Origin of the sequence: Labrys neptuniae, assembly GCF_040797145.1 — a bacterium.
In the GTDB taxonomy this organism is placed as follows: Bacteria; Pseudomonadota; Alphaproteobacteria; order Rhizobiales; family Labraceae; genus Labrys; species Labrys neptuniae.
The window spans coordinates 131,066-152,874 of sequence record NZ_JBFNQD010000012.1; the positions used below are offsets into that span (position 1 = coordinate 131,066).

Consider the following 21,809-nt stretch of genomic DNA (forward strand, 5'->3'; position numbering starts at 1 on the left):
GAAATCGGGGCCCCGTCGGGCAGGAACGCTGCTTTCGGCTCAGGCCCTCAGGCCTGGCCGACGCTGCCATAGACCATGCGGCCCTGGTGGAAGGTGGCCGTACGCGCAGGCATGCGGGCCACCGCCTCGGCCGAGCAACTGGCGGGAACCAGGGTGAAACCCGCCTCGTCGCCGGCCTTCGGCCAGGCGCGCTTGCCGCTGCCGTCCAGCGGCAGCACGCCGCCGGTGGCGATCGACAGGGCGCGAGAGAGGTGGAACTCGTCCGAGCCGTCATAGAGCTGGGCGTAGAGATTGGCCTTTTCCAGCATGTCGCCGCTGCCGAAGGGCGACCAATGATCGATCACGCTGTCCGTGCCGGTCATCACGAAGACGCCCTTCTCGCTGAGCTCAGGCAGCGGCATCACAAAGCTGCCGATCGGCACCGTCGAGGCGACGGCGATACCCTGCGCGGCAAAGCGGGTGGCGAGTTCGGACAGTGCCTGCGGCGAGAGCGTGCTAAGCGCGAAGGCGTGGCTGATGGTGACCTTGCCCTTGAGCGCTGCGTTCTTCTCCACCGTTTCGACCATGTACTCGATCGCCGCCACGCCGGCCGGACTGGTCTCATGCAGGTGGATGTCCACGCCCTTGCCGGTATCGAGAGCGATCTGGAACATGGCGTCGAGGGATTTTTCCATGGCGCCATCGACATTGGTCGGGTCGAGCCCTCCGACATAGGCGGCACCCATGGCCATCGCCTCGCGCAACAGCCCCTCGACCCTGGAATGCAACAGGCCGTGCTGGGGGAAGGCGACGATCTCGCAGGAGAAGTCCTCGCGGTGGTTCTCCAGCGCCCGCTGCACATGCTCCAGGGCCTTCAAGCCGCTGATCGGGTCGATGTTGCAATGGCCACGCGCCACCGTGCTGCCCTTGGACTGCAACAGGGCGATCAGCCCCTCGGCACGCTGCTGCGCGACGGGCAACAGCGTGGGCAGCAATGTCTGCTCCCGAGCGATCATGTCCATGATGGTCTTGCCTTGGCGCGGGCGCGGCGCCTGCCAGGGGCCGCCATAGAAAGTCTTGTCGAGATGGATGTGCATGTCGCGCATCGCCGGCAGCAGGAGCTGGCCATGCGCCCCGTAACGAGGCAGGCCGTCGGCCAGCCCGGCGTTGGCCGCAAGCAGGGCTGCGATCTTGCCGTCCTTGATCTCCAGCGTGTAGAGCGCGGTGCGGGTGCCGATCACCGTCTCGCCGTCATACTCGAAGCCTTCTTCGAGCCGCACGTCGCGGAGATAATAATGGCGATCCCGCAGCGTGGTGGCACCGGATTCGCCGCCCGGGCGGCCGGTGCCGGCCATCGCAGCCACGGCGCTGCCACCGGCCATGTCCATGACTGCCGAGGCGGCGCTGCGGTTTCCGCTGTGGCTGAGAACCGCCCTGAGGCTTGGCTGCTGGTGGTTTTCCACGGTGGTTTCCTGCCTTCGATCGGTTGTCTGGGCTCCCAATTTACGGGAGAGCCAATCTCGATGGCAGCGAGATTTGCCAATGCTGACCATTCGATTCGACAATGATGGAGGCTCTCCACGAAGCGCAAATGAATAGCCAACCTTCATGCAGAAGGGAGCGGCGATTTCCGCACCCTAGGCCTCCAGCCCGCAGAAGGTGATCAGCCGCTCTGCCAGGGTGACGACGGCATCGACAGCACCATCGCGGAAATACAGCGCCAGCTCGAAATCGGTCACCGGCTGCAATCCCTCGGCCTCCCCCAATATGCGATGGCTGGGCAGCCGGCAGCCGGCAGGCAGCAGGGTGATGCCGAGGCCGGCGGCCGACGCCGCCATGAGCGCTCCGAGGCTGGCACTGCTGTAGCCGACCCGCCAGCGTCGGCCGAGATCATCGAGGGCCTGGCATAGTTCCTCGCGATAGAGCCCATTGGGCGGGAACACCGCCAGCGGCACCGGCGCCTGCTCGATGGCCGGATGGGCCAGGCTGTCCAGCCATAGCAGGGGTTCGGGCCGGGCAGCGCGTGGCGGCTGGCTGCGGCGCTGCTTGACCAGGATGAGGTCGAGTTCCTCGCGGCCATAGGCGGCATGCAGATCCGCGCTCAGGCCGCTGGTGACATCAAGCCGCAGATGCGGGTGCTCCCGGCTGAAGACAGCGAGCAGGTCGGCGGTGGGCACGGTATAATCCTCGGGCATGCCCAGCCGCAGTACGCCGTCGCGCCACAGGCCCGTCAGGGCATCATGCGCCTCCTCGTTGAGGGCGATGATGCGCCGGGCATAGCCCAGCAGCTTCACCCCCTCCTCGGTGAGCTGCACCTGATGCGAGGAACGTTCGAACAGCGGTTTGCCGAGCATCTCCTCCAACCGACGGATCTGCTGGCTGACGGTGGACTGCGACAGGGATACGCGCTCCGCCGCACGGGTAAAGCTCATGGTGTCGCATACCGACACGAAGCTGTTCAGCAGCTGCGGATTGAACATCGGATAGCGATTCATGCGCCCACCGCCGGCACCCCTCGGTTCGATCGCCCGACAATAGACCACAGTGGGCTCGATTGCTTGGAACGAAGATGTGCAAAAGAAAACGGCGCGGTCGAGCCGCGCCGTTTCATCAAACTCGATGGAGGGTGCCTCAGTCCTTGCGGCGCAGACGCACGATCACGTCGACGCGCGCAACTTCATAGCCTGCCGGCACCTGCGGCATCTCGGCCATGTTGACCTCGCCGGGGATGTCGAGCACCTCATTGTCGCCTTCGACGAAATAATGATGGTGCTCGTGCACATTGGTGTCGAAATAGGTCTTCGACCCGTCCACGGCGAATTCGCGCAGCAGGCCGACTTCGGTGAACTGGTGCAGCGTGTTGTAGACGGTGGCGAGCGAGACCGGCACTCGGGCCTTGGAGGCCTCGTCATGCAGCATCTCGGCGGTGATGTGCCGATCGCCCTTCTGGAACAGCAGCCAGCCCAGCGCCAGGCGCTGGCGGGTGGGCCTCAAGCCGACGTCGCGCAGCATCGAACGCACGTCATGGAACGGGCAGCCCGTGCGCTGGTGGTCGCGGGAGGGAAGCTCGCGCGAGGGCGATGCATCCGGCGTGGCCGCCTTGGCGGAACGATCGAAGTGAATGACTGTGGTCGCTGACATGATGCGGTTCTACAACTTTTCTCGGCGACATTCTAGGGCAAGTGATGCCGCAGACGCAATCATCATAATGGCTGATGCCAACTAGCCCCTGGAAAAATGGCGCTTTTTGGCGATCATCCGCGCTTCAGGGCGGTCAGCACCTTCAACCCAGGGTGGCCGGTGACCGGCAGGCCGAGCCGGCGCTGCACGTCGCGGATGGCCTGGATGGTCTTGTTGCCGATCGAGCCGTCGGGCGTGCCGATATCATAGCCCTTGCGGGCCAGCAGGGCCTGCAATTCCTTGCGCTGCGCCCGCGACAGGCCAGGATCGTCGGTCGGCCAGGGCGTCGCGAAGGGGCTGCCGCCCCGGATGCGGTCCGACAGATGGGCGATCGCCAGCGCATAGGACTCGGCAGCATTGTAGGAATAGATCGCATCGAAATTGCGGAAGACCACGAAGGCCGGCCCCTGCGGCCCGGCCGGCAACAGGATCGCAGCCCGGGCATTGCCGCCCTGCAGCGGCGCACCGTCGATGCGGGTCACCCCCATCGCGGCCCAGGAACCGAGCGGGCGCTTCTTGGTGCGGCCGGCCAGTCCCGCCTTGAAGCCGGGCGGCAGGCGCACCTCATAGCCCCAGCGCGTGCCGGAGGTCCAGCCGGAACGGGCCAGGTAGTTGGCGGTGGAGGCGAGCGCATCAGGCACGGAATCGACCACGTCGCGGCGACCATCGCCGTCACCATCCACGGCCAGGCGCAGGAAGGTCGAGGGCATGAACTGGGTGTTGCCGAAGGCGCCGGCCCAGGAACCGACGAGATGATCGGGATTGACGTCGCCGCGCTGGATGATCTTCAGCGTGGCGATGAGCTCACCCTGGAAATAGCCCTGCCGGCGGCCCGCATAGCAGGAGAGCGTGGCCAGCGACTGCACCAGCGGGCGCGTGCCCTTGCTCTCGCCATAATTGGACTCGACGCCCCAGACCGCGACCACTACCGCCGGGTCGACGCCGTAGCGCCGCTGCACGCCCGAGAGCACCGAGCCATATCTGGACAGCATCTGCTTGCCGTCGGCCACGCGTTGCGCGTCGACCAGCGAGGCCATGTAGTCCCAGATCGGTGTCTTGAACTCGGGCTGCTTGTTCATCGCGTCGATCACGGTCATGTCCGGCTGCAGGCCGCTGAACTGCCGGTTGATAACCGATGACGACACTCCCGCCGCGCCGGCGCGCGCGCCGATGGCGGAAAGGCACTGTTGGAAGGAGGCGGCCGACGCCGGCAAAGCGGAGAGGGCGAGCAGCGCAAGGGCGGACACGACTGTCTTTTTCATGGCCATGATCATGATTCATCAAGGTAAATGAAAGATGGCCAAACCGGCCGAAATGGGGTGGGTTCGGATTAATTACGCGCAATGATTGCGTGGACGTGACGGGAGATCACGCAAATGCCTTCGCCCCTCTCGGGGGCGGGGAGCTCACCTGTTCGCACCAGGCACCCAGAGCACGTCGCCGCTGGCCTTGTGGTTGAGGTAGCGGCTGGCCACGAACAGATGGTCGGAGAGGCGGTTGACATAGGCCAGCGCCTCGGCGGAGACCAGTTCGCCCACCGATTGCGACAGCGCCACCATCACGCGTTCTGCTCGCCTGCTGACGGTACGCGCCATGTGCAGATGGCTGGCGCAGGGTGTGCCGCCCGGCAGCACGAAACTCTTCAGTGGCGCGAGGTCGGCATTCATGGCGTCTATTTCCTGCTCCAGCCGGTCGACCTGGGCCTGTACGATGCGCAACGGCGTCCAGGTGATTGCCTTCTCGCCGCCCTCGGGCGTGCACAGATCGGCGCCGAGATCGAACAGATCGTTCTGGATGCGGGCGAGCATGGCGTCGACATCGGCGTCCTCGCGGGCGCTGTGCTGGCGGGCGAGGCCGATCACGGCATTCGCCTCGTCGACCGTGCCATAGGCCTCGACCCTCAGATCGGCCTTGGAACGGCGCTCGCCGGTGCCGAGCCCGGTGGAACCGTCGTCGCCGGTACGGGTGTAGATCTTGTTGAGACGAACCATTGCGCTTGCCCGAGTTTGTTTGGCTTTCAGGGATCATTGTCATTGCCGGAGCAGCGACGCAATCCAGGGGCCGGGAAGCGGAGAGGCTGAAATGCCTCTAGTGGCCCGGCCAGGAGAGCATCCGGCCGGGCCTTGTGCCGGCACCACGTTATCCCCAACAGGCACCGGACGGGCGGACCCTAGGGGCCGGATGTAACTCAAAGGTAAACGCAGGAAGGTTTATGGCACCCATGGCGCGATGCCATTGACCGGGATAGGCCATGCGGCGGCTCACCAAGCCGCCGCGAGCCCCTCATGGGATCACTGGCTCAGGGCACCGCCGAGAAGGGCACCAAGCGCAAACGCTGCCACGGGGTACCACATGCCGTCACGGTGGCGACGATAGCCCGGCCGGTAATCGCGATAGCCGCGATAGCCGTGGTAATAGCCGGCACCATCCGGCCGGCGATTTGGTCCCCATCCCCTGGGATAGCGGTCGGGTCCGCGGTGCTGTCCACCCCAGGTGCCGGGACGATGTTCTCTCCAGTCTCGCTGGTGTTGTTGGCGCGGAAAGAAATTTTGCGCTTGAGCGCTCGCCAATGGAGCAGCAATCACCAATGAAGCTAAGGCAATCTTGAAAAAATTCGACATGAATCGTTCCTCGGTTAATAAGAGAACCAAGGTTACGTTGCGAAATGTGAATGCAAGATGAAGCCTATATTCAAGATATCGTGGGTCTTGAAAAACGTTCTTCACTTATTTGTGAGCGAAATAGATCGCCGCCATGATGATGATGATCGCCACGGCTTGCAGCAGGACGCGCATCTGCATCAGCCGCTGGGAGCGCCAGCCATCGCCACCCTTGAGCATGTTGTGCAGGCCCATGCCGAGCACGATGGCAACCGCCAGGATGGCGAAGGGCACGAGAATATAGAAGAACTTGGCCATTCGCCGGTTCTATGCCTTCGCTTAGCCGGCGTCGAGGCCGATATGGCATCCGGTCGAAAAAGTCGCGGCCACCGGCGGCGATGTCGCCCTTCCACCGCTGGCCCGGGCAATGCTATGACAAATGCGATCATCCGCTCGAATACCGCGCCGCGGCCCCCTTCGTTCGATGACGTCATTTTCATCGCACAGGGAGAGAGCGGTGCCCGAATCGGCCGGCAAGATCGTGCATGTGGTGTGCTGCGGCGCCTCTTCCTTCGATTCGATCTTCCAGCTCGATAGCCTGCCGAGCGGCCCTGGCAAGGTCCTGCCCAGCCGGGTAACCGAGGTGGCCCATGGCATGGCCGCCAGCGCCGCCGCCGCGATCGCCAAGCTGGGCGGGCGCAGCGCCCTGCTCTCGCGCGTCGGCGACGATGCCATCGGTGAGCGTATCGTCGCCGACCTGACGGCAGCTGGCATCGACTGTCGCTTCATCCGCAGGGCCCAGGGCGCACGCTCGCCGATCTCGACCGTGCTGATCGACCGCCATGGCGAGCGGCTGGTGGTGCCCTATTACGATCCGGCGCTCGGCCAGGATCCGTCCTGGCTGCCGCTCGAACTGGTCGCCCGTGCCGACGCCGCGCTGGTCGACATACGCTGGCCCGAGGGTGCAGCCGCCGTGCTCAAGGCCGCGCGCGCTGCCGGCCGCCCCGCCGTGCTCGATGCCGACACCGGACCCGCCGGCGTAACGGCGGAACTTGCGGCGCTGGCAACCCACATCGTCTTCTCGGAACCGGCCGCGCTGGCGCTGAGCGGCGCATCGAGCCCCAGCGCGGCCCTGCATGCGCTGGCCGGACGTTTCACTGGCTTTCTTGCCGTCACCGCCGGACCGGAAGGCTGCTTTTGGCTCGACCGTGACAAGAACCAGGTCGAGCAGTTGCGCCCGCCGGCAGTCGAGGCGGTCGATACGCTGGCGGCGGGCGACGTCTTCCACGGCGCCTTCACCCTCGCCATCGCCGAAGGGGCGCCCATCCCGCAGGCCATCGCCTTCGCCAATGTCGCTGCCGCCCTGAAATGCCGCAGCTTCGGCGGGCGGCTGGGCACGCCCGACCGGACCGAGGTGGAGGCGATGCTGTCTAGAGCAAAACGCGTTCAGGCGTGAACGCCTATTTGCTCTAACTCTTTGTTCCGACGCGTCTTTGCGATTCGAGGTGACTCCGTCAAATCGCAAAACGCTATAGTTTGGAAAGAACAGGTCTGGAGGAAAGATGACGACCATTGCCGAATTGCGGGCCTGTCTCGCCGAAACCCCGATCCTGCCGGTCATGGCGATCAAGGATCTGGATGAGAGCCTCGCCGACATCGATGGCCTGGTAGCGGCGGGTGCGCCGGTGATCGAAATCCTTTTTCGCACGCCTGAGGCACCGGCAGCGCTCAAGGCGGCCAAGGCGCGCCATCCTCATTGCCTGTTCGGTGCCGGCACCATGCTGCTGGCAAACCATGTGCGCCTGGCCCTCGACGCCGGTGCGGACTTCACCGTCAGCCCCGGCCTCACGCCAGCCCTGCAGGCGCTGGTCGCCGCCAGCGGCCTGCCGCATATCCCCGGGGTGCAGACGGCCTCGGAGACCATGCAGGCCTGTGAATATGGCTATACGCTGATGAAATACTATCCCTCGGAAGCCTCAAACGGCCCTGTGGTGTTGGCCGATTACGCCAACATCTTCGAGGGCGTGGGCTTCGTCACCACCGGCGGCATCGAGACAGCACTGCTGCCGGCCTATGGCGCGGTGCGCAACATCGTCGCCGTCGGCGGTTCCTGGATGCTGCCCTCGCGCCATACGCCCGGCTCACCCTGCCTGCGGCAGCAGGCCGCCATCTTCAAGGCGGCGCGGGGATGAGGGCAAGCAGATTCCCGTGTGCGCGGATGTCTCGTCCGTGCACACGGGAAGGCCACTCTGCCTATCTCACTTCGGCGGCGTGCCGACCTCGAATTTGAAGTATTTCTTGGCCATCGGCTCGAACTCGCCGCTCTTGTAGATGGTGCGGATGGCGTCGTCGAAAGCGGCCTTCAGCTTGGTGTCGTCCTTGCGCATGCCGCCGCCGATGCCGGTGTCGAAGCTCGGATCCTTGGGGAAATCCTTGACCTCGCAGCAGGCCCCGTCCGAACTGGTCAGAAAGCCCTGCATGCCCACGGCATCGCCGATGATCAGGTCGATGCGCCCGGCCGCCAGGTCCGAATTGGCGGTATCCTGCTGGCTGTAAACCTTCAGCGTCGCCTCCGGATGAGCCTTCTCGATATAGGCGGCGTGGATGGTGCTCACCTGCGCGCCGATGCTCTTGCCGGCGAGGCCACCGGAGCCGAAGTCGAACTTGTCGTCCTTGTTGCCGATGAATACGGACGGCGTGTTGTAGATCGGAAGGGTGAAAGCGATCTGCTTCTGACGCTCCGGCGTGATCGACATCGAGCCCCAGATCACGTCGATCTTGCCCGATTTCAGCGCCGGCATCATGCCATCCCAGGCCATCGGCGTGATCACGCAGTCAAGCTTGGCGGTCTTGCACACGGCCTTGGCGTAGTCGAGCGCGAAGCCTTCCCACTCGCCCGAGGCATTCTTGTAGGCGATCGGCGGATAGGGTTCGGCGGCGATGCCGACCTTCACCTGATCGGCCTGGGCCGCAGCGGTGGCGGTGATCATGGCCGCGCCGGCGAGCAGCATCATCAGTTTCTTGGTCTTCATGGCAGGTTCCTCTCTGGTTTTTGCCGAATGCATTCGAGGCATCCGGGTGGTTTGATGTCGGATGGCACGCCCAAAAGCCGTCTCCCCTTGAGGGAGAAGGCAGTCGCGTTCTTCCCGGCCTCCTCACAGCCTATTGCCGCGCCGCCACCTCATCGAAGGTCTCTTCCAGGACTTCCATGAGGAGATCGGCGTCGGCCTTGGCGAAGATCATCGGCGGGCGCAGCTTGAGGACATTGTCATGCGGCCCCTCGGTGCCCATCAGCACACCACGCCGGCGCGCGCCGTTGTTGACGGCCCGGGCGAATTCGTTAGCCGGCGCCTTGGTCTTGCGGTCGGTGACGAGCTCGATGCCGAGGAAGAGCCCCTGCCCGCGCACGTCGCCGATGATCTCGTGCCGCTCCTGCAGCTTGCGGAAGCGCGCCAGGAGATAATCACCCATGGCGAGCGCATTGGCGCGCAGGCCGTCGCGCTCGATCACGTCGAGCACGGCGAGGCCGACGGCGCAGGAGACCGGATTGCCGCCGAAGGTGTTGAAATATTCCATGCCGTTGTTGAAGGAAGCGGCAACCTCCTTGGTGGTCACCACCGCGGCCATCGGATGGCCGTTGCCGATCGGCTTGCCCATGGTGACGATGTCGGGCACCACGTCCTGCAACTCGAAGGCCCACCAATGGCTGCCGACGCGCCCGAAGCCGACCTGCACCTCGTCGGCGACGCACAGACCCCCGGCCGCGCGCACCATGGCGTAGACTTCCTTCAGATAGCCTTCCGGCAGGAAGACCTGGCCGGCGACGCTGGGAATGGATTCGGCCATGAACAGGCCGGGCGCCCGGCCCTGCCGTTTCATTTCAGCGATCTCGTCGGCCACGCTCTCAGCATAGCGGCTGGCGATCTCCGCCACCGGCCAATCCGCCGGGGCGCGATAGCTGTCGGGGATGGCGGCCTCGAAGACATGCGCCTTGCGACCCTCGCCGCCCTTGCGCTTGTACTTGTAGGGGCTGAGGTCGATCAGGGCCTGGGTGGTGCCGTGATAGGCCCAGTCCAGCACGATCGCCTCGTCCCGGCCGGTATGGGTGCGGGCCATGCGCAGCATCAGGCTGTTGGCCTCGCTGCCGGTGCAGGCAAAACTTGCCACCGTCAGATCGTCGGGCAGCGTGGCGGTGAGCCTTTCGGCATACTCGACGATATTGTCGTGCAGATAGCGCGTATTGGTATTGAGGATGCCCGCCTGGCGCGCCAGCGCCTCCACGACATGAGGATGGGCGTGGCCGAGATGGCAGACATTGTTGAAGCAATCGAGATAGGCCCGGCCGCGATCGTCGATCAGCCAGACGCCCTCGCCGCGCACGAACTTGATCGGCTCCTGGTAGGAGATCGAGAGGTTGGGCAGCAGCCCGCGCTTGCGCTCGGCCACGATCGCCTCACGGCTGCGGCCGGTCTGGTGGAAGGTCTCGGGCGGCACGCCGGCGAAATCGGCCGGATCGGGGAAGAGCTCGGCCCAAACAGGCAGATAGGGGGCTTCGCCGACACCGAGTATCTCCGTGGCCGTAAGGCCGGTCGCGGTTGACAGCTGCAGGTGCAGATGCGGCGCCCAGCCGCCATTCTCGGCCGGCGCACCCATTTCGCCGACGAGATCGCCGGCCTCTAGGCGGTCGCCTGGCTTGAGGCGCCCGACCGCCTCATGCGCCAGATGCCCCCACAGGCTGACGAAGGGCGGGCAGCCCTCCGGGGCGTGTTCGAGCTTGATCAGGCAGCCATAGCCGAGCGCCTCGGTCTCGATCACCACTTCCTTCACGCTCGCCGCCAAAGGCGTGAACAATTTGGTGCCGGCCGGCAGGAACAGGTCGAGGCCGAGATGGCGCGTGCGCCGCGTGCCCGCCACCAGGCGGGATTCGAACATCGGGCTGGTATAGACGGTGCGCTCCTCGCCCCAGGGGCCGATGCCGAGATCGATGCCCTCCCGCGCGCAATGTTCATCCCACCAGGCCGTCGCCTTTTCCGGCTCCTCGGTGGCGGAGGCCACGGTCATCGGATTGGCCGGATCGCCATAGGGCACCAGCCCCTTGCGCATGCGAGCCGGATGCTGCGACAGCACGGAGTGCAAGCCCTTGGCCTCCGCCCGGATCCAGCCGATCGCAGCCCGGGAACCGGGCGCGGCGTCGAAACCGCAGGCCTGGCGCAGGATCGCGGTGGCGAAGACGGGATTGATGGCATCGAGCCGCTGCAGCAACGCCCAGGCCGGCGCTTCGCTGACGGAGAGATAGGGATTGTCTGCGATCTTGTCGTGACGCTGGGCTGACATCGTCACGCTGATCACCAGGCGCATGGCGATCAGGTCGAAGAGAACGTCGATCTCCTGTTCCTGCAGCGGATAGGCGCCATGGAAGCCGGCGACGATGGCGGCGGCGGCCCCGATCGGATCGTCGAGATCGAGGATCGAATAGGCACAGGCGACGGCGACTTCCGCGATCAGCAACGAATGCAGGGCATCGCCGAAATCGATCAGCCCGGCGACGCGGCCCGAGCCGTCGGCATCGACGAGCACGTTCCAGTCATTGGCGTCGTTGTGGATGACGGCAGCGCGCAGCCCGGGCAGGCGCGGCGCCACCTTCGCATCGAAACGGTCGAGGAAGCGGGTCAGCAGGGCTCGCTTTTCCGGATCGGTGACGAAGCCGAGGCGCTGGCGCGCCTCTCCGGCCGTGCGGATATCCCATTCGAAGCTGCGGAGCGCACCAGGATGGATGAAACCCTGCATGGCACGGTCGAGGTCGCCGAGCACGCGACCGAGATCGCCGAGGGTTTCGAGCGTACGCTCGGCCTTGGCCAGCGGCTCGCCGAGCTGCCATTCGACCATGCGCGCCCGGAACGGCCCGCCTTCCGCCTGCACCTCGGCGAGGGCCTTGCCATCCCGGCTGCGCTTGAGCCGCGGCACCGACAGACTGGGTGCATGCGCCGCGAGATGATCGAGCAAGGCGGTCTGGAAATCGCTCTGCTCCTGGGGCTCGCTGGCATTGACGATCTTGAGCACGAAGCCCGGTTCGCCGGGAACCTCGATACGGAAATTCTGGTCGCGCTCGCTGGCGAGGGGGCTGATGCCGCCTTCGACACCAAAGAAATCCCGCGCAATCGCTTGCGCCTCGGCGAGCGACAGGGAGGGCGAGGGATGAGTGAGATCGGTCATGGAAAAGCTTTTCGGCAAAGCGTTTTGCGATTTCTTGGAATCACCAAGAATCGCAAAGACGCGTCGGAACAATGAGTCAGAGCAAAGCAGCGATTACGTGTAACCGCACTTTGCTCTAGGCTACGATGGTGCCGAGCTTCACCCGGACCGCGCGCCGGGGCATCCGTTTATCGGCCGGTTCGGCCGGACGTTTGCCGGCTTTGACCGGCAATCGGTCGGCGGCTAAGAAGGGCGGCGATGAAGGATCTCGACGACAAAGACCGCGCCATTCTCAGCATCCTGACGCGCGATGCCAAGATTCCGCTGAAAACTCTGGCGGGCCGCATCGGATTGTCGCGCAGCGCCACCAGCGAGCGCGTACTGATGCTGGAAAAAGCCGGCATCATCCGCGGCTACCGCGCCGATGTCGGCACGCTCGAAGACGGCGCGGTCGGCGCCTTCCTGATGATCAATCTGGTGCGCACGCCCGCGCCCCGCGTGCTGGACCAGCTTGCCGCCTATCCCGAAGTGCGGCGGGTCTCCTCGATCGGCGGCCAGCTCGACCTCGTGGTCGAGGTCGAGGCCCCCTCGATCGGCCGCCTCAACACCATCCGCGACAGCGTCGCCCTGCTCGAGGATGTCGACGACCTCACCACCGCCATCGTGCTGCGGCGGGATATCGACAGGATGGGGTGACGGCGTTTTCGAGAAGGCACGGGCATCATCACTTTCAGCTCGGCGTATCCGTATCGTCCCAAAGCGTGCCGGGCGGGTTGTGGAAGCCGGTCAGCCAGTTGAGGGCGAAATGGCGCTCCATCACCACGCCGCCGTCGAGGCCCACCGGCTCGGTGCCATTCTGCCGAGCCTGCCTGACAATCCAGTGCTGGCGCCAGGCAAGATCGAGGGCATCGAGAATCTCGGCAGCCGGCCGCAGGCTGACACGTGCGGGCAGGTCCTTGTCCTGGGCGCTCTTCAGCATGGCCAAAGTAAGGGTTCCGGCGTCAACGATCCTGTCCGCCGGCCCGGGTTCGATGCCGTCGATCGAAAGCGCCCAAGCCAGAATATTGACTGCCTCGTAACGCCAGCCCATGGCAACGGTGGTCTGGTTGTCCGGCGCTTCGGCCAGCATGAAAGCCTGCTCTCTGGGGGTCAGCGCGGCAATGCCGGCCGGATTGCGCTCGCGCAATTTCGTCAGGAGGCTGCCGTCTCCCTTGCCCATCGACTCGCCCTGAGTCGCCACGCAGATCAGGCCGAGCGCCCGAGCCAGCACCTCGCCCGCCGGCCGCAGCTCGACTTCCCCGATGCCGAGCGACGGGGGCATGCTGGCCGGCTGCTTCGGAGTGAAACCTTCCAGCGCTGCAAGCGTGCGCGTCCGCCGCTCCAAGGCGTCCGGCGGATAGGGCAAGGCGGCGGCGGTATCCGTGCTGCCGTCCGCGGTGATCAAGGCATTCATGTCGGCATCGCGCACCGAACCGTCCGGAAAGAACAGCACGGCATTGGCCCGGCGTGCCCAGGCCCCCATCGCAGGCAAATCCTCGTCGGCGACGGTAAAGCTCGCCTGGTTGCGCACGCGCTGGATGTGGCGCCACAGATGATAACGCTGCGCGGTCATCCGGCCATCACCCCGGCCCATGACATAGCCGGCAAAGCCTTCGAGATGCCCCGCCATCTCGGGATCCGTCAGATCGCGCCGGTTGATCAGCCGGTGCGGGAAGTCGAGCGGCGGCACTTCCCGCAAGGTGGCATAGGCGTTGACGAGCCAGGATTCATCGTCCCCCTCCACCTCGCCCCTTTGCGCTTCGACGGCAGGCTTTGCCGCGCCCCGCCCGAAAATCCGCGAAAGAATGCCCAATGCCGCCTCCCCCTGCACATGCCGCCATGGCCCGCCTCATACCGCTACGGCAGCAGGACTATGGGCCGAGGTCAAGCTGGATCAGGCGGCAGTACTGTGTGGAGGTTTCCGGGGATACAGGCGCGCATGGATTATCCGGGGCAGGCTTATCGCCATCAAGAGCCGAGCTGGCGGCGGCGCCGGGCGCACGGGCATCCTGCCCGTTCTTCCATTATCCCCAATGCGCCGCTTCCAAGAAGGGGCAGGATGCCCGTGCGCCCCTCCCCTACTCCTCGTCCTCCTGGCTCTCCTCCTCGCCGTTCCGCACGTCGCGGCTGTAGACCAGGATCTCGCGCTTGCCGGCGTGGTTGGCCGGGCCGACGATGCCTTCCTTTTCCATGCGCTCCACCAGCGAGGCGGCGCGGTTGTAGCCGATCTGCAGGCGGCGCTGGATGTAGGAAGTCGAGCACTTCTTGTCGCGCATCACCACCTTGAGCGCCTGGTCGTAGAGGTCGCCGCCGTCTTCGGAGCCCATCGCGGTCTTGTCGAACACCGCGCCGTCGGCGGCCTCGTCGTCGCCGCCCTCGTCCTCGTCGGCGGTGATGGCGTCGAGATAGTCGGGCCGGCCCTGGGCCTTGAGATGGGTGACCACCTTCTCCACCTCCTCGTCGGAGACGAAGGGCCCATGCACGCGCGAGATGCGCCCGCCGCCGGCCATGTGCAGCATGTCGCCCTGGCCGAGGAGCTGCTCGGCGCCCTGCTCGCCCAGGATGGTGCGGCTGTCGATCTTGGTGGTGAGCTGGAAGGAGATGCGGGTGGGGAAGTTGGCCTTGATCGTGCCGGTGATGACGTCGACCGAGGGACGCTGCGTCGCCATGATCAGATGGATGCCGGCGGCACGCGCCATCTGGGCCAGGCGCTGGATCGGCCCCTCGACGTTCTTGCCCTCCTGGATCATCAGGTCGGCCATTTCGTCGACGATGATGACGATATAGGGCACCGGCGAGAGATCCATCTCCTCCTGCTCGTACAGGGCCTGGCCGGTTTCCTTGTCGAAGCCGGTCTGCACGGTGCGCAACACCGTCTCGCCCTTGGCCATCGCCTCGGCGGCACGCTGGTTGTAGCCGTCGATATTGCGCACGCCGAGCTTGGCCATCTTCTTGTAGCGCTCTTCCATCTCGCGCACGGCCCATTTGAGCGCGAGCACCACCTTCTTCATGTCGGTGACGACGGGCGCCAGCAGATGCGGGATGCCGTCATAGATGGAGAGCTCGAGCATTTTGGGGTCGACCATGATCATGCGGCACTCCTCCGGCTTCAGCCGGTAGAGCAGCGACAGGATCATGGTGTTGATGGCGACCGACTTGCCCGAGCCGGTGGTGCCGGCGACGAGCAGATGCGGCATCTTCTCGAGCTGGGCCATCACCGGCTCGCCGCCGATGGTCTTGCCCAGGGCGAGCGCCAGCTTGAACTTCGACTTCTCGAAATCCTCCGAGGCCAGAAGCTCGCGGAAATACACCATTTCGCGCTTGGAATTGGGCAGCTCGATGCCGATGACGTTACGGCCGGGCACCACGGCGACGCGGGCCGACAGCGCCGACATCGAGCGGGCGATGTCGTCGGCAAGGCCGATGACGCGCGCGGCCTTGATGCCGGCAGCAGGCTCCAGTTCATAGAGCGTCACCACCGGGCCGGGGCGGACATTGATGATCTCGCCGCGCACGCCGAAATCCTCCAGCACCCCTTCGAGCAGGCGGGCATTCTGTTCCAGCGCCTCCTGGGAGACGCCGACACCGCTCTGCTTGCGGGGTTCCGCCAGCAGCGAAAGCGGCGGCAGCTCGTAGCGATGCTCGAAGGGGAAGTCCGGCTCGCTCTCGCGCTGGAGACGCTTGCCCGGCTTCGGCGCCGCGCTCGGCTGGGCCACCCGTGTCGTCGTGATGGCGGGCTCGACCCGGCGCGCAGCCTCCTCGGCGCTGATCAGCGGCCGGCGCGGCGGCGGCATCGGCGGCAGCTCGTCCTCGTCGTCATAAGGCTGATAGCCCGGCTGGCTGCCGGAATATTGATCGATCGCCTCGGGCAGTCGATCGTCCAGTTCCTGGCCGTCGAGTGACACGGCCTCATGCGGACGCCGGGCATCTGCGCGCGGAGCGGTGCGCGGCGTGAAGGCCGGCTCGCGGCGGGCCGGCCCGGGCTCGGCCTGCGCCGAGACGGGGCGAGCGATGAGGTGGGCGGCCGCCTTGACGCGGGCAAAGAGATCGGAAATACCGCCGGGCCGGTACATCGGCGGCTCGCGACCGTCGCGCTCATAGCGCTGGCGTTCGATCCGGCTCGGCGTGACCTTGACGCGCTTGCGGAACAGCGCGCTCTTGGCCATCAGCCCCCAATGCATCAGGGCGCCGAGCACGGCGGAACGCTCGTCCTCCTCATCCTCCTCCTCGCTCATCCGGCGCGGCTGGCCGCGGATGCGCATCGGCATCTCAGGCGCCGGGCGCTCCTCCTCGCGATATTGGAAGAAGAAGCCGGAGGCGATGGCCAGGGTGAAAAAGGCACCGAAACCAAGTGCCAGCGTCAGCACGGCCTGGCCGATCACCGACTTGCCGGCGAAGAACAGCGGCGTGAACAGATAGAAGACCCAGTCGCCGACCGCGCCACCCAGGCCCGTGGGCAGCGGCCAATGCGCGGTGACCGGCAAGCCCGACAGGCAGCCCGCCGCCAGGAGAACGCCCACGACGAGGCAGATCAGGCGCATGCGCTGCGAATCGAAGGCCTTGTGGGCGAGCAGGCGCCAGCCCAGGAAGGCGAGCGGCGCCAGCAGCGCAATCGAGGCGATGCCGAACATCTGGGTGAGGAAATCGGCGGTGACGGCACCGGAAAAGCCGAGCCAGTTGCGGATCGGCAGGGCGCCGCCGACATGGTTGTAGCTGGCATCCTGCACCGACCAGGTCGCCAGCGCGATGGCGGCCAGGCCCGTGAAGCCGATCAGCGCCATGCCGAGCAATTCGTTCAGCCTGCGCGTCAGCATGCTCTTCAGTTCGTCGGGAAGAGCGTAGCTTTGTGCAAAGCCGCGTCGCATGGTCCGCATTGCCGTAAACCTCAAAGTTGCAAGGTGCGGCAATCCGGATCGGATCGAGACGTCCTTTCGGAAATCTGACGGGAACGCAACACCAATAGCTCAGGCTCACGCTAGGCAAGGCGGGTTAAGGGCCGGTATATGGCAGGGGACAGCCAATTTCCGGCTGCTTGACCGTATTTTCAGCGGTTTTCCGGCCCTGCGGGGCGTTTCCTGGAGGCGGACAAGATGTCCGCGCACCCGGGAATGGGCCTCGGCTTCATCGGAAGTTACCGGGATGGTTTATGCGGCGTAAATTTGGCGCGATCCGGAGCGCGGACTTCCAGTCCGCTCTTGGAATCGCAGCGGTTGCAGGATGGGAAGAGCGGACATCGCGACATGCAAGCATGTCGCTGTGATGTCCGCGCTCCGATATCCCTCACACCGGCTTGGCCGAGTCGAGCCGGTAGGTCCAGGTCTCCGTCAGCGTCTCCGAGCCCAGGCGCAGGAAGGCCCGCAAATCGATGTCCTCGCCGGGCGGCGGCTCGGCGTCGAAGCTCGCCCTCACCCCGTTGATGGCGGGATTGGCCACCACGGAAGGGCCCGAGACCGTGCCGTTCGAGCCCCAGATCACCAGCTCGATCTTGCTGACGTCGAGGGCGACGTCCTTCAGACGGTCGCCGACGAAATCGATCAGGAAGCGGGTGACGCTGGGCTTGCCGGCGGTGGTGGCGGCGGCATTGTGGGTTTCGAACGTGGCATAGGCCTGGCCGCCCTGATGCAGCGGACCGGCAACGGCATGGATGACATAGGAAATCTGGGTCTCGCTGCCGGCCTTGGGCTGGATGTCAGGCACCCAGGTGGCAACGACATTGTCGTCGGTCTCGGCATTCGAATGCAGTTCCACCAGCACCACGCGCCCCTGCCCGAGCCGGCTCTTCATCTCGACCCAATAGCCGGGGCGCTTGTCGTAGAGAGCCTCCAGATCCTGGTAACTGCCGAAGGCACGGTCGCGCTGGAGGAGACCGAAGCCCTTGATGTCCTTGGAAAAGAAATTGGCGACGGAATTGCGCGTGGGGTTGCGCAGCGGACGCCATAGCCATTCCCCGCTCTCGGACTGGATGGCCAGCCCGTCGGAATCATGCACTTCGGGGCGGAAGTCCCGCGGGCGGTTGAGGGTATTCTCGCCATAGAGGAACATCGAGGTCAGCGGTGCCAGGCCCATCTCCTTGAGGTCCTTGCGCGCGAAGAGGGTGGCCTGCACCGCGACATCGTCACCGGTGCCGGGCTCGAAAGTAAAACGATAAGCGCCGGTGACGGAGGGGCCGTCGAGCAGGGCATGCACGGCGATGCTGCCCTGGCCGGCCTGCGGCGTCTCGACCCAGAATTCGACGAAATCGGGAAACTCCTCGCCCGGCCCGCCCGAGCCGAGCGAAAGCCCGCGCGCGGAGAGGCCGTAGTGCTGCCCCTTGCCGAGGAAGCGGAAATAGCTGGCGCCCAGGAAGGCGGCGAGCTCGTCCATCTTGCCGCTGTGATTGAGCGGATAGAGCAGGCGTATGCCGGCAAAACCCAGCGAGGTCGGCAGGCCTTGCGGCGGCCCCCTGTCGCCGAAATCGAACAGATCGGGCGAATAGAACAGCGGCTTGACGGTGCCATCGGCCACCAGATTCACCTTGGCCTGATGCTTGAAGATGCTGCCGCGATGGAAGAGCTGCAGGCCGAAATTCGAGCCGCCGTCACGCAGCAAGGTACGGTCGGTGCGGAAGTTGATACGACGGAAATCGTCATAGCTGAGCTGGCTCAGGCTTTCGGGCAGGGCATCCCCGGGGCCGACATAGGGCTTGGCCGCCAACTCCCTCGCCTTCGCGATCACCATCTCCGGACCGAAGGCATCCGTGGCGGCAAGGGCACCGCCCCATCCGGTCGCCAGGCTCGCACAGGCCGTTCCGGCCAGTTGCAGGGCGGCACGTCTGGTCAGATCCATGTCAAAGCATTCCCATTTCAAGGCCGGAACACCAGCGAAGGCATTCACGGCCGCAATTTTACGTTACGGGAATTGGGCCCTGCCAAAATGGCTGGATTTTGTTGCAAAAATGACGCGGCGGGGGTGCTGTTCCCTAGAGCAAAGCGCGTTCAGGCGTGAACGCTTTTTTGCTCTCACTCTTTGGTTCGACGCGTCTTTGCGATTCTTGGTGATTCCACCAAATCACAAAACGCTTTAGGGATCGGCCCAGCGCCATCCCGGACGCCCGACCTTGCAGGACGGCGCAGGACACGCGGTGTGCCGGTCTTCATGCCGGCATTGTCCCCGCCGGCAAGCGCTCCTGCGCAGATAGGCAGAGCGGAAATTGCCGGTCTGAAGACCGGCACACCACGCCCGAGCTCGCTTAGCCACCTCCCGAAAACGCTGTCAATTGCAGCGGGTTTTTTCTACCCTTCCAGGACACCCCGACGATCCCTGGGAAATGCGCAGCCTGAGACGGGTTTCCCCAACCGCAAGGACCCCGATTCATGTCTCAGACCGGCCGCCCATCCTTTCTCAGGAGCTTCCTCGCCACCGAGGCGGCCGGCGGCATCATCCTGATGGCGGTGGCAGCGCTCGCCCTGATCGTGGCCAATTCCCCGCTCGGCGAAGCCTATTTCCATACGCTCCACCTCTATGTCGGCGGCCTCAGCCTGCTGCACTGGATCAATGACGGGCTGATGGCGCTGTTCTTCCTGCTGGTGGGCCTGGAGATCAAGCGCGAGGTGCTTGACGGGCAGTTGTCGAGCTGGCCGCGCCGGGCCCTGCCGGGCATCGCCGCAGTCGGCGGCATGGTGGTGCCGGCCCTGATCTTCGTGGCGGTCAACTGGCGGGCCGAGGGCACGCTGCAGGGCTGGGCCATTCCCTCGGCCACCGACATCGCCTTCGCCCTGGGCGTGCTCGCTTTGCTCGGCCCGCGCGTGCCGGCCTCGCTGAAAGTCTTCCTCACGGCGCTCGCCATCATCGACGATCTCGGCGCGGTGGTGATCATCGCCCTGTTCTATACCGCCTCGCTGAATATCTGGATGCTCAACGGCGCCTTCCTCGTTCTGGTGGTGCTTTCCGTGATGAACCGGCGCGGCGTCACCTTCCTGCCGGCCTATCTGGCGCTCGGCGCGGTGTTGTGGGTCCTGACCTATCTGTCGGGCGTACATGCCACGCTGGCCGGCGTGGCGCTCGCCTTCACCATCCCGCTGCGCCGCAAGGGCGGGCACGAGCATGATCACACACCGTTGCATAAGCTCGAGCACGGGCTGCACCCTTACGTGACCTATCTGATCGTGCCGATCTTCGGTTTCGCCAATGCCGGCGTCGCCCTCGGTGGCCTGTCGCTCGGCAATTTCGTCGATCCCGTCACGCTCGGGGTGACGCTCGGCCTGTTCGTCGGCAAGCAGATCGGCGTCTTTGCCTTCGCGGCCCTCGCCATCCGGGCCAACTGGGCCGAACTGCCAGCCAATGCCAGCTGGCGCCATCTCTATGGCGTGGCGCTGCTCTGCGGCATCGGCTTCACCATGAGCCTGTTCATCGGCGGCCTTGCCTATGCCAATGCCCCGAACCTGCTCGACGAGACCAAGATCGGCGTGCTGCTGGGCTCCATCCTTTCGGCCATATTCGGCGCAATCTTGCTGCGAACCACCAAGCCGCAACACTAAACGTTCAATTGCATGCGGCGGCGCACAATGATATTCCAGCGCGCCGCTCCCATATGGGAGACGGTTGTACATCCGACAATTCACGGAGAAGGACTTAAGACAGTGGGTTACAAGGTCGCCGTCGTGGGCGCCACAGGCAATGTGGGCCGCGAGATGCTGAACATTCTGGCCGAGCGGGCGTTCCCCGCCGATGAAGTGGTTGCTCTGGCTTCGCGCCGCAGCCTGGGCACGGAAGTTTCGTATGGCGACAAAACGCTGAAAACGCGGGACTTGGCCACTTATGACTTCTCCGACACCGACATCGCGCTGATGTCGGCCGGCGGTGACGTATCCAAGGAATGGTCGCCGAAGATCGGCGCGCAGGGCTGCGTCGTCATCGACAATTCCTCGGCCTGGCGCTACGACGCCGACGTACCGCTGATCGTTCCGGAAGTGAACGCCGATGCGGTCGCCGGCTTCTCGAAGAAGAACATCATCGCCAACCCCAACTGCTCCACCGCCCAGCTCGTGGTGGCGCTGAAGCCGCTGCATGATCGCTTCGGCATCAAGCGCGTCGTCGTCGCCACCTACCAGTCGGTCTCCGGCGCGGGCAAGGAAGGCCTCGACGAACTCTTCGCCCAGACCAAGGCCATCTATGTCAACGACGCGGTCGAGCCGAAGAAGTTTCCCAAGCGCATCGCTTTCAACGTGATCCCGCATATCGATGTCTTCATGGAAGACGGGTACACGAAGGAAGAATGGAAGATGGTGGCCGAGACCAAGAAGATCCTCGACCCCAAGATCAAGCTGACCGCGACCTGCGTGCGCGTGCCGGTGTTCATCTCCCATTCGGAAGCCGTGAACATCGAATTCGAGAAGCCGGTGACGGCGGACGAAGCCCGCGAGATCCTGCGTTCGGCGCCGGGCTGCCTGGTGATCGACAAGCGCGAGCCCGGCGGCTACATCACGCCCTACGAGGCCTCGGGCGAGGATGCCACCTACATCTCCCGCATCCGCGAGGACATCACGGTGGAGAACGGCCTGGACATGTGGGTTGTCTCCGACAATCTGCGCAAGGGCGCCGCGCTCAACGCGATCCAGATCGCCGAGGTGCTGATCAACCGCAAGCTGCTTCCGGCCAAGAAGAAGGCGGCCTGAGGTTTTGACGTTTGAAAGCCGCCGTTCGGGCAACCGGACGGCGGCTTTTGTTTTTCGAGCAAGGTGCAATTTCTCCGAATCGCACTTCTTCTCTAACTCTTTATTTCAACGCGTTTTCTTGATCGAAAAGTCTATCGGCTTTTCTGGAAAACGCTTTTGAGCTCCC

The 21,809-nt window shown here is 65.0% G+C and carries 17 protein-coding genes; 5 read left to right on the plus strand and 12 right to left on the minus strand.

What is annotated here, in order from left to right:
- Positions 1-47: 47 nt before the first annotated feature.
- The 7 genes from ABXS05_RS26745 to ABXS05_RS26775 all read right to left on the minus strand — a co-directional run bounded on the left by ABXS05_RS26745 (position 48) and on the right by ABXS05_RS26775 (position 6,077).
- Positions 48-1,442, minus strand: a complete 1,395-nt coding sequence (locus tag ABXS05_RS26745; protein ID WP_367625961.1) for an amidohydrolase family protein — start codon at positions 1,440-1,442, stop codon at positions 48-50.
- A 174-nt stretch (positions 1,443-1,616) separates the two neighbouring features.
- Complete coding sequence (locus tag ABXS05_RS26750; RefSeq protein WP_367625962.1) at positions 1,617-2,474, minus strand: LysR family transcriptional regulator; 858 nt, start codon at positions 2,472-2,474, stop codon at positions 1,617-1,619.
- A gap of 136 nt (positions 2,475-2,610) precedes the next feature.
- Positions 2,611-3,120 (minus strand): iron response transcriptional regulator IrrA, encoded by a 510-nt coding sequence (gene irrA, locus ABXS05_RS26755; protein WP_311935754.1) that lies wholly within the window; start codon positions 3,118-3,120, stop codon positions 2,611-2,613.
- Positions 3,121-3,233: 113 nt separating this feature from the next.
- Positions 3,234-4,427: a lytic murein transglycosylase gene (locus ABXS05_RS26760; protein WP_415086105.1), complete on the minus strand. Its 1,194-nt coding sequence runs from the start codon at positions 4,425-4,427 to the stop codon at positions 3,234-3,236.
- Between the two features lie 138 nt (positions 4,428-4,565).
- The gene (locus tag ABXS05_RS26765) at positions 4,566-5,150 is read right to left on the minus strand and encodes a cob(I)yrinic acid a,c-diamide adenosyltransferase (protein ID WP_367625964.1); all 585 of its coding nucleotides are present in this window, start codon (positions 5,148-5,150) and stop codon (positions 4,566-4,568) included.
- Between the two features lie 300 nt (positions 5,151-5,450).
- A complete protein-coding gene (locus ABXS05_RS34885) occupies positions 5,451-5,780 on the minus strand; it encodes a hypothetical protein (RefSeq protein ID WP_376717660.1) in 330 nt (109 codons plus the stop codon).
- Between the two features lie 105 nt (positions 5,781-5,885).
- Positions 5,886-6,077 (minus strand): twin transmembrane helix small protein, encoded by a 192-nt coding sequence (locus ABXS05_RS26775; protein ID WP_068298234.1) that lies wholly within the window; start codon positions 6,075-6,077, stop codon positions 5,886-5,888.
- A gap of 199 nt (positions 6,078-6,276) precedes the next feature.
- Here ABXS05_RS26775 and ABXS05_RS26780 point away from each other — a divergent pair, with 199 nt between their 5' ends.
- Complete coding sequence (locus ABXS05_RS26780; RefSeq protein WP_367625965.1) at positions 6,277-7,215, plus strand: PfkB family carbohydrate kinase; 939 nt, start codon at positions 6,277-6,279, stop codon at positions 7,213-7,215.
- 106 nt (positions 7,216-7,321) lie between these two features.
- Entirely contained in the window at positions 7,322-7,951 is a 630-nt protein-coding gene (gene eda, locus ABXS05_RS26785) for a bifunctional 4-hydroxy-2-oxoglutarate aldolase/2-dehydro-3-deoxy-phosphogluconate aldolase (protein ID WP_367625966.1), read from the plus strand.
- Between the two features lie 66 nt (positions 7,952-8,017).
- Here the strand turns inward: eda and ABXS05_RS26790 are convergent, their stop codons facing one another.
- Both ABXS05_RS26790 and ABXS05_RS26795 read right to left on the minus strand, forming a co-directional pair.
- Positions 8,018-8,791 (minus strand): transporter substrate-binding domain-containing protein, encoded by a 774-nt coding sequence (locus ABXS05_RS26790; protein WP_367625967.1) that lies wholly within the window; start codon positions 8,789-8,791, stop codon positions 8,018-8,020.
- A 130-nt stretch (positions 8,792-8,921) separates the two neighbouring features.
- On the minus strand, positions 8,922-11,972 hold the full coding sequence (locus tag ABXS05_RS26795) for an aminotransferase class III-fold pyridoxal phosphate-dependent enzyme (RefSeq protein ID WP_367625968.1): 3,051 nt from the start codon (positions 11,970-11,972) through the stop codon (positions 8,922-8,924).
- 237 nt (positions 11,973-12,209) lie between these two features.
- Between ABXS05_RS26795 and ABXS05_RS26800 the strand changes: the two genes are divergently transcribed.
- Positions 12,210-12,647, plus strand: a complete 438-nt coding sequence (locus ABXS05_RS26800; protein WP_311935732.1) for an Lrp/AsnC family transcriptional regulator — start codon at positions 12,210-12,212, stop codon at positions 12,645-12,647.
- A 34-nt stretch (positions 12,648-12,681) separates the two neighbouring features.
- On the opposite strand, the gene ABXS05_RS26805 is transcribed toward ABXS05_RS26800, so the two are convergent.
- From ABXS05_RS26805 to ABXS05_RS26815, 3 genes are all read right to left on the minus strand, one after another.
- Entirely contained in the window at positions 12,682-13,803 is a 1,122-nt protein-coding gene (locus tag ABXS05_RS26805; protein WP_367625969.1) for a DUF4272 domain-containing protein, read from the minus strand.
- Between the two features lie 265 nt (positions 13,804-14,068).
- Entirely contained in the window at positions 14,069-16,864 is a 2,796-nt protein-coding gene (locus tag ABXS05_RS26810; RefSeq protein ID WP_311935726.1) for a DNA translocase FtsK, read from the minus strand.
- A gap of 406 nt (positions 16,865-17,270) precedes the next feature.
- A complete protein-coding gene (locus tag ABXS05_RS26815) occupies positions 17,271-18,815 on the minus strand; it encodes an OpgD/OpgG family glucan biosynthesis protein (protein ID WP_367625970.1) in 1,545 nt (514 codons plus the stop codon).
- A gap of 527 nt (positions 18,816-19,342) precedes the next feature.
- Between ABXS05_RS26815 and nhaA the strand changes: the two genes are divergently transcribed.
- Positions 19,343-20,506 carry a Na+/H+ antiporter NhaA gene (gene nhaA / locus ABXS05_RS26820; protein WP_311935721.1) on the plus strand — a complete coding sequence of 388 codons (1,164 nt, stop codon included), beginning with the start codon at positions 19,343-19,345 and terminating at the stop codon, positions 20,504-20,506.
- Between the two features lie 102 nt (positions 20,507-20,608).
- Complete coding sequence (locus ABXS05_RS26825) at positions 20,609-21,643, plus strand: aspartate-semialdehyde dehydrogenase (RefSeq protein ID WP_311935718.1); 1,035 nt, start codon at positions 20,609-20,611, stop codon at positions 21,641-21,643.
- Positions 21,644-21,809: the final 166 nt, after the last annotated feature.

Excerpts from the sequence above, each read along its gene's own strand:
- ABXS05_RS26750 (WP_367625962.1), bottom strand. The coding sequence starts at position 2,474 with ATGAATCGCTATCCGATGTTCAATCCGCAGCTGCTGAACAGCTTCGTG.
- irrA (WP_311935754.1), bottom strand. The coding sequence starts at position 3,120 with ATGTCAGCGACCACAGTCATTCACTTCGATCGTTCCGCCAAGGCGGCC.
- ABXS05_RS26760 (WP_415086105.1), bottom strand. The coding sequence starts at position 4,427 with ATGGCCATGAAAAAGACAGTCGTGTCCGCCCTTGCGCTGCTCGCCCTC.
- ABXS05_RS26765 (WP_367625964.1), bottom strand. The coding sequence starts at position 5,150 with ATGGTTCGTCTCAACAAGATCTACACCCGTACCGGCGACGACGGTTCC.
- ABXS05_RS34885 (WP_376717660.1), bottom strand. The coding sequence starts at position 5,780 with ATGTCGAATTTTTTCAAGATTGCCTTAGCTTCATTGGTGATTGCTGCT.
- ABXS05_RS26775 (WP_068298234.1), bottom strand. The coding sequence starts at position 6,077 with ATGGCCAAGTTCTTCTATATTCTCGTGCCCTTCGCCATCCTGGCGGTT.
- eda (WP_367625966.1), top strand. The coding sequence starts at position 7,322 with ATGACGACCATTGCCGAATTGCGGGCCTGTCTCGCCGAAACCCCGATC.
- ABXS05_RS26790 (WP_367625967.1), bottom strand. The coding sequence starts at position 8,791 with ATGAAGACCAAGAAACTGATGATGCTGCTCGCCGGCGCGGCCATGATC.
- ABXS05_RS26795 (WP_367625968.1), bottom strand. The coding sequence starts at position 11,972 with ATGACCGATCTCACTCATCCCTCGCCCTCCCTGTCGCTCGCCGAGGCG.
- ABXS05_RS26800 (WP_311935732.1), top strand. The coding sequence starts at position 12,210 with ATGAAGGATCTCGACGACAAAGACCGCGCCATTCTCAGCATCCTGACG.
- ABXS05_RS26810 (WP_311935726.1), bottom strand. The coding sequence starts at position 16,864 with ATGCGGACCATGCGACGCGGCTTTGCACAAAGCTACGCTCTTCCCGAC.
- ABXS05_RS26815 (WP_367625970.1), bottom strand. The coding sequence starts at position 18,815 with ATGGATCTGACCAGACGTGCCGCCCTGCAACTGGCCGGAACGGCCTGT.
- nhaA (WP_311935721.1), top strand. The coding sequence starts at position 19,343 with ATGTCTCAGACCGGCCGCCCATCCTTTCTCAGGAGCTTCCTCGCCACC.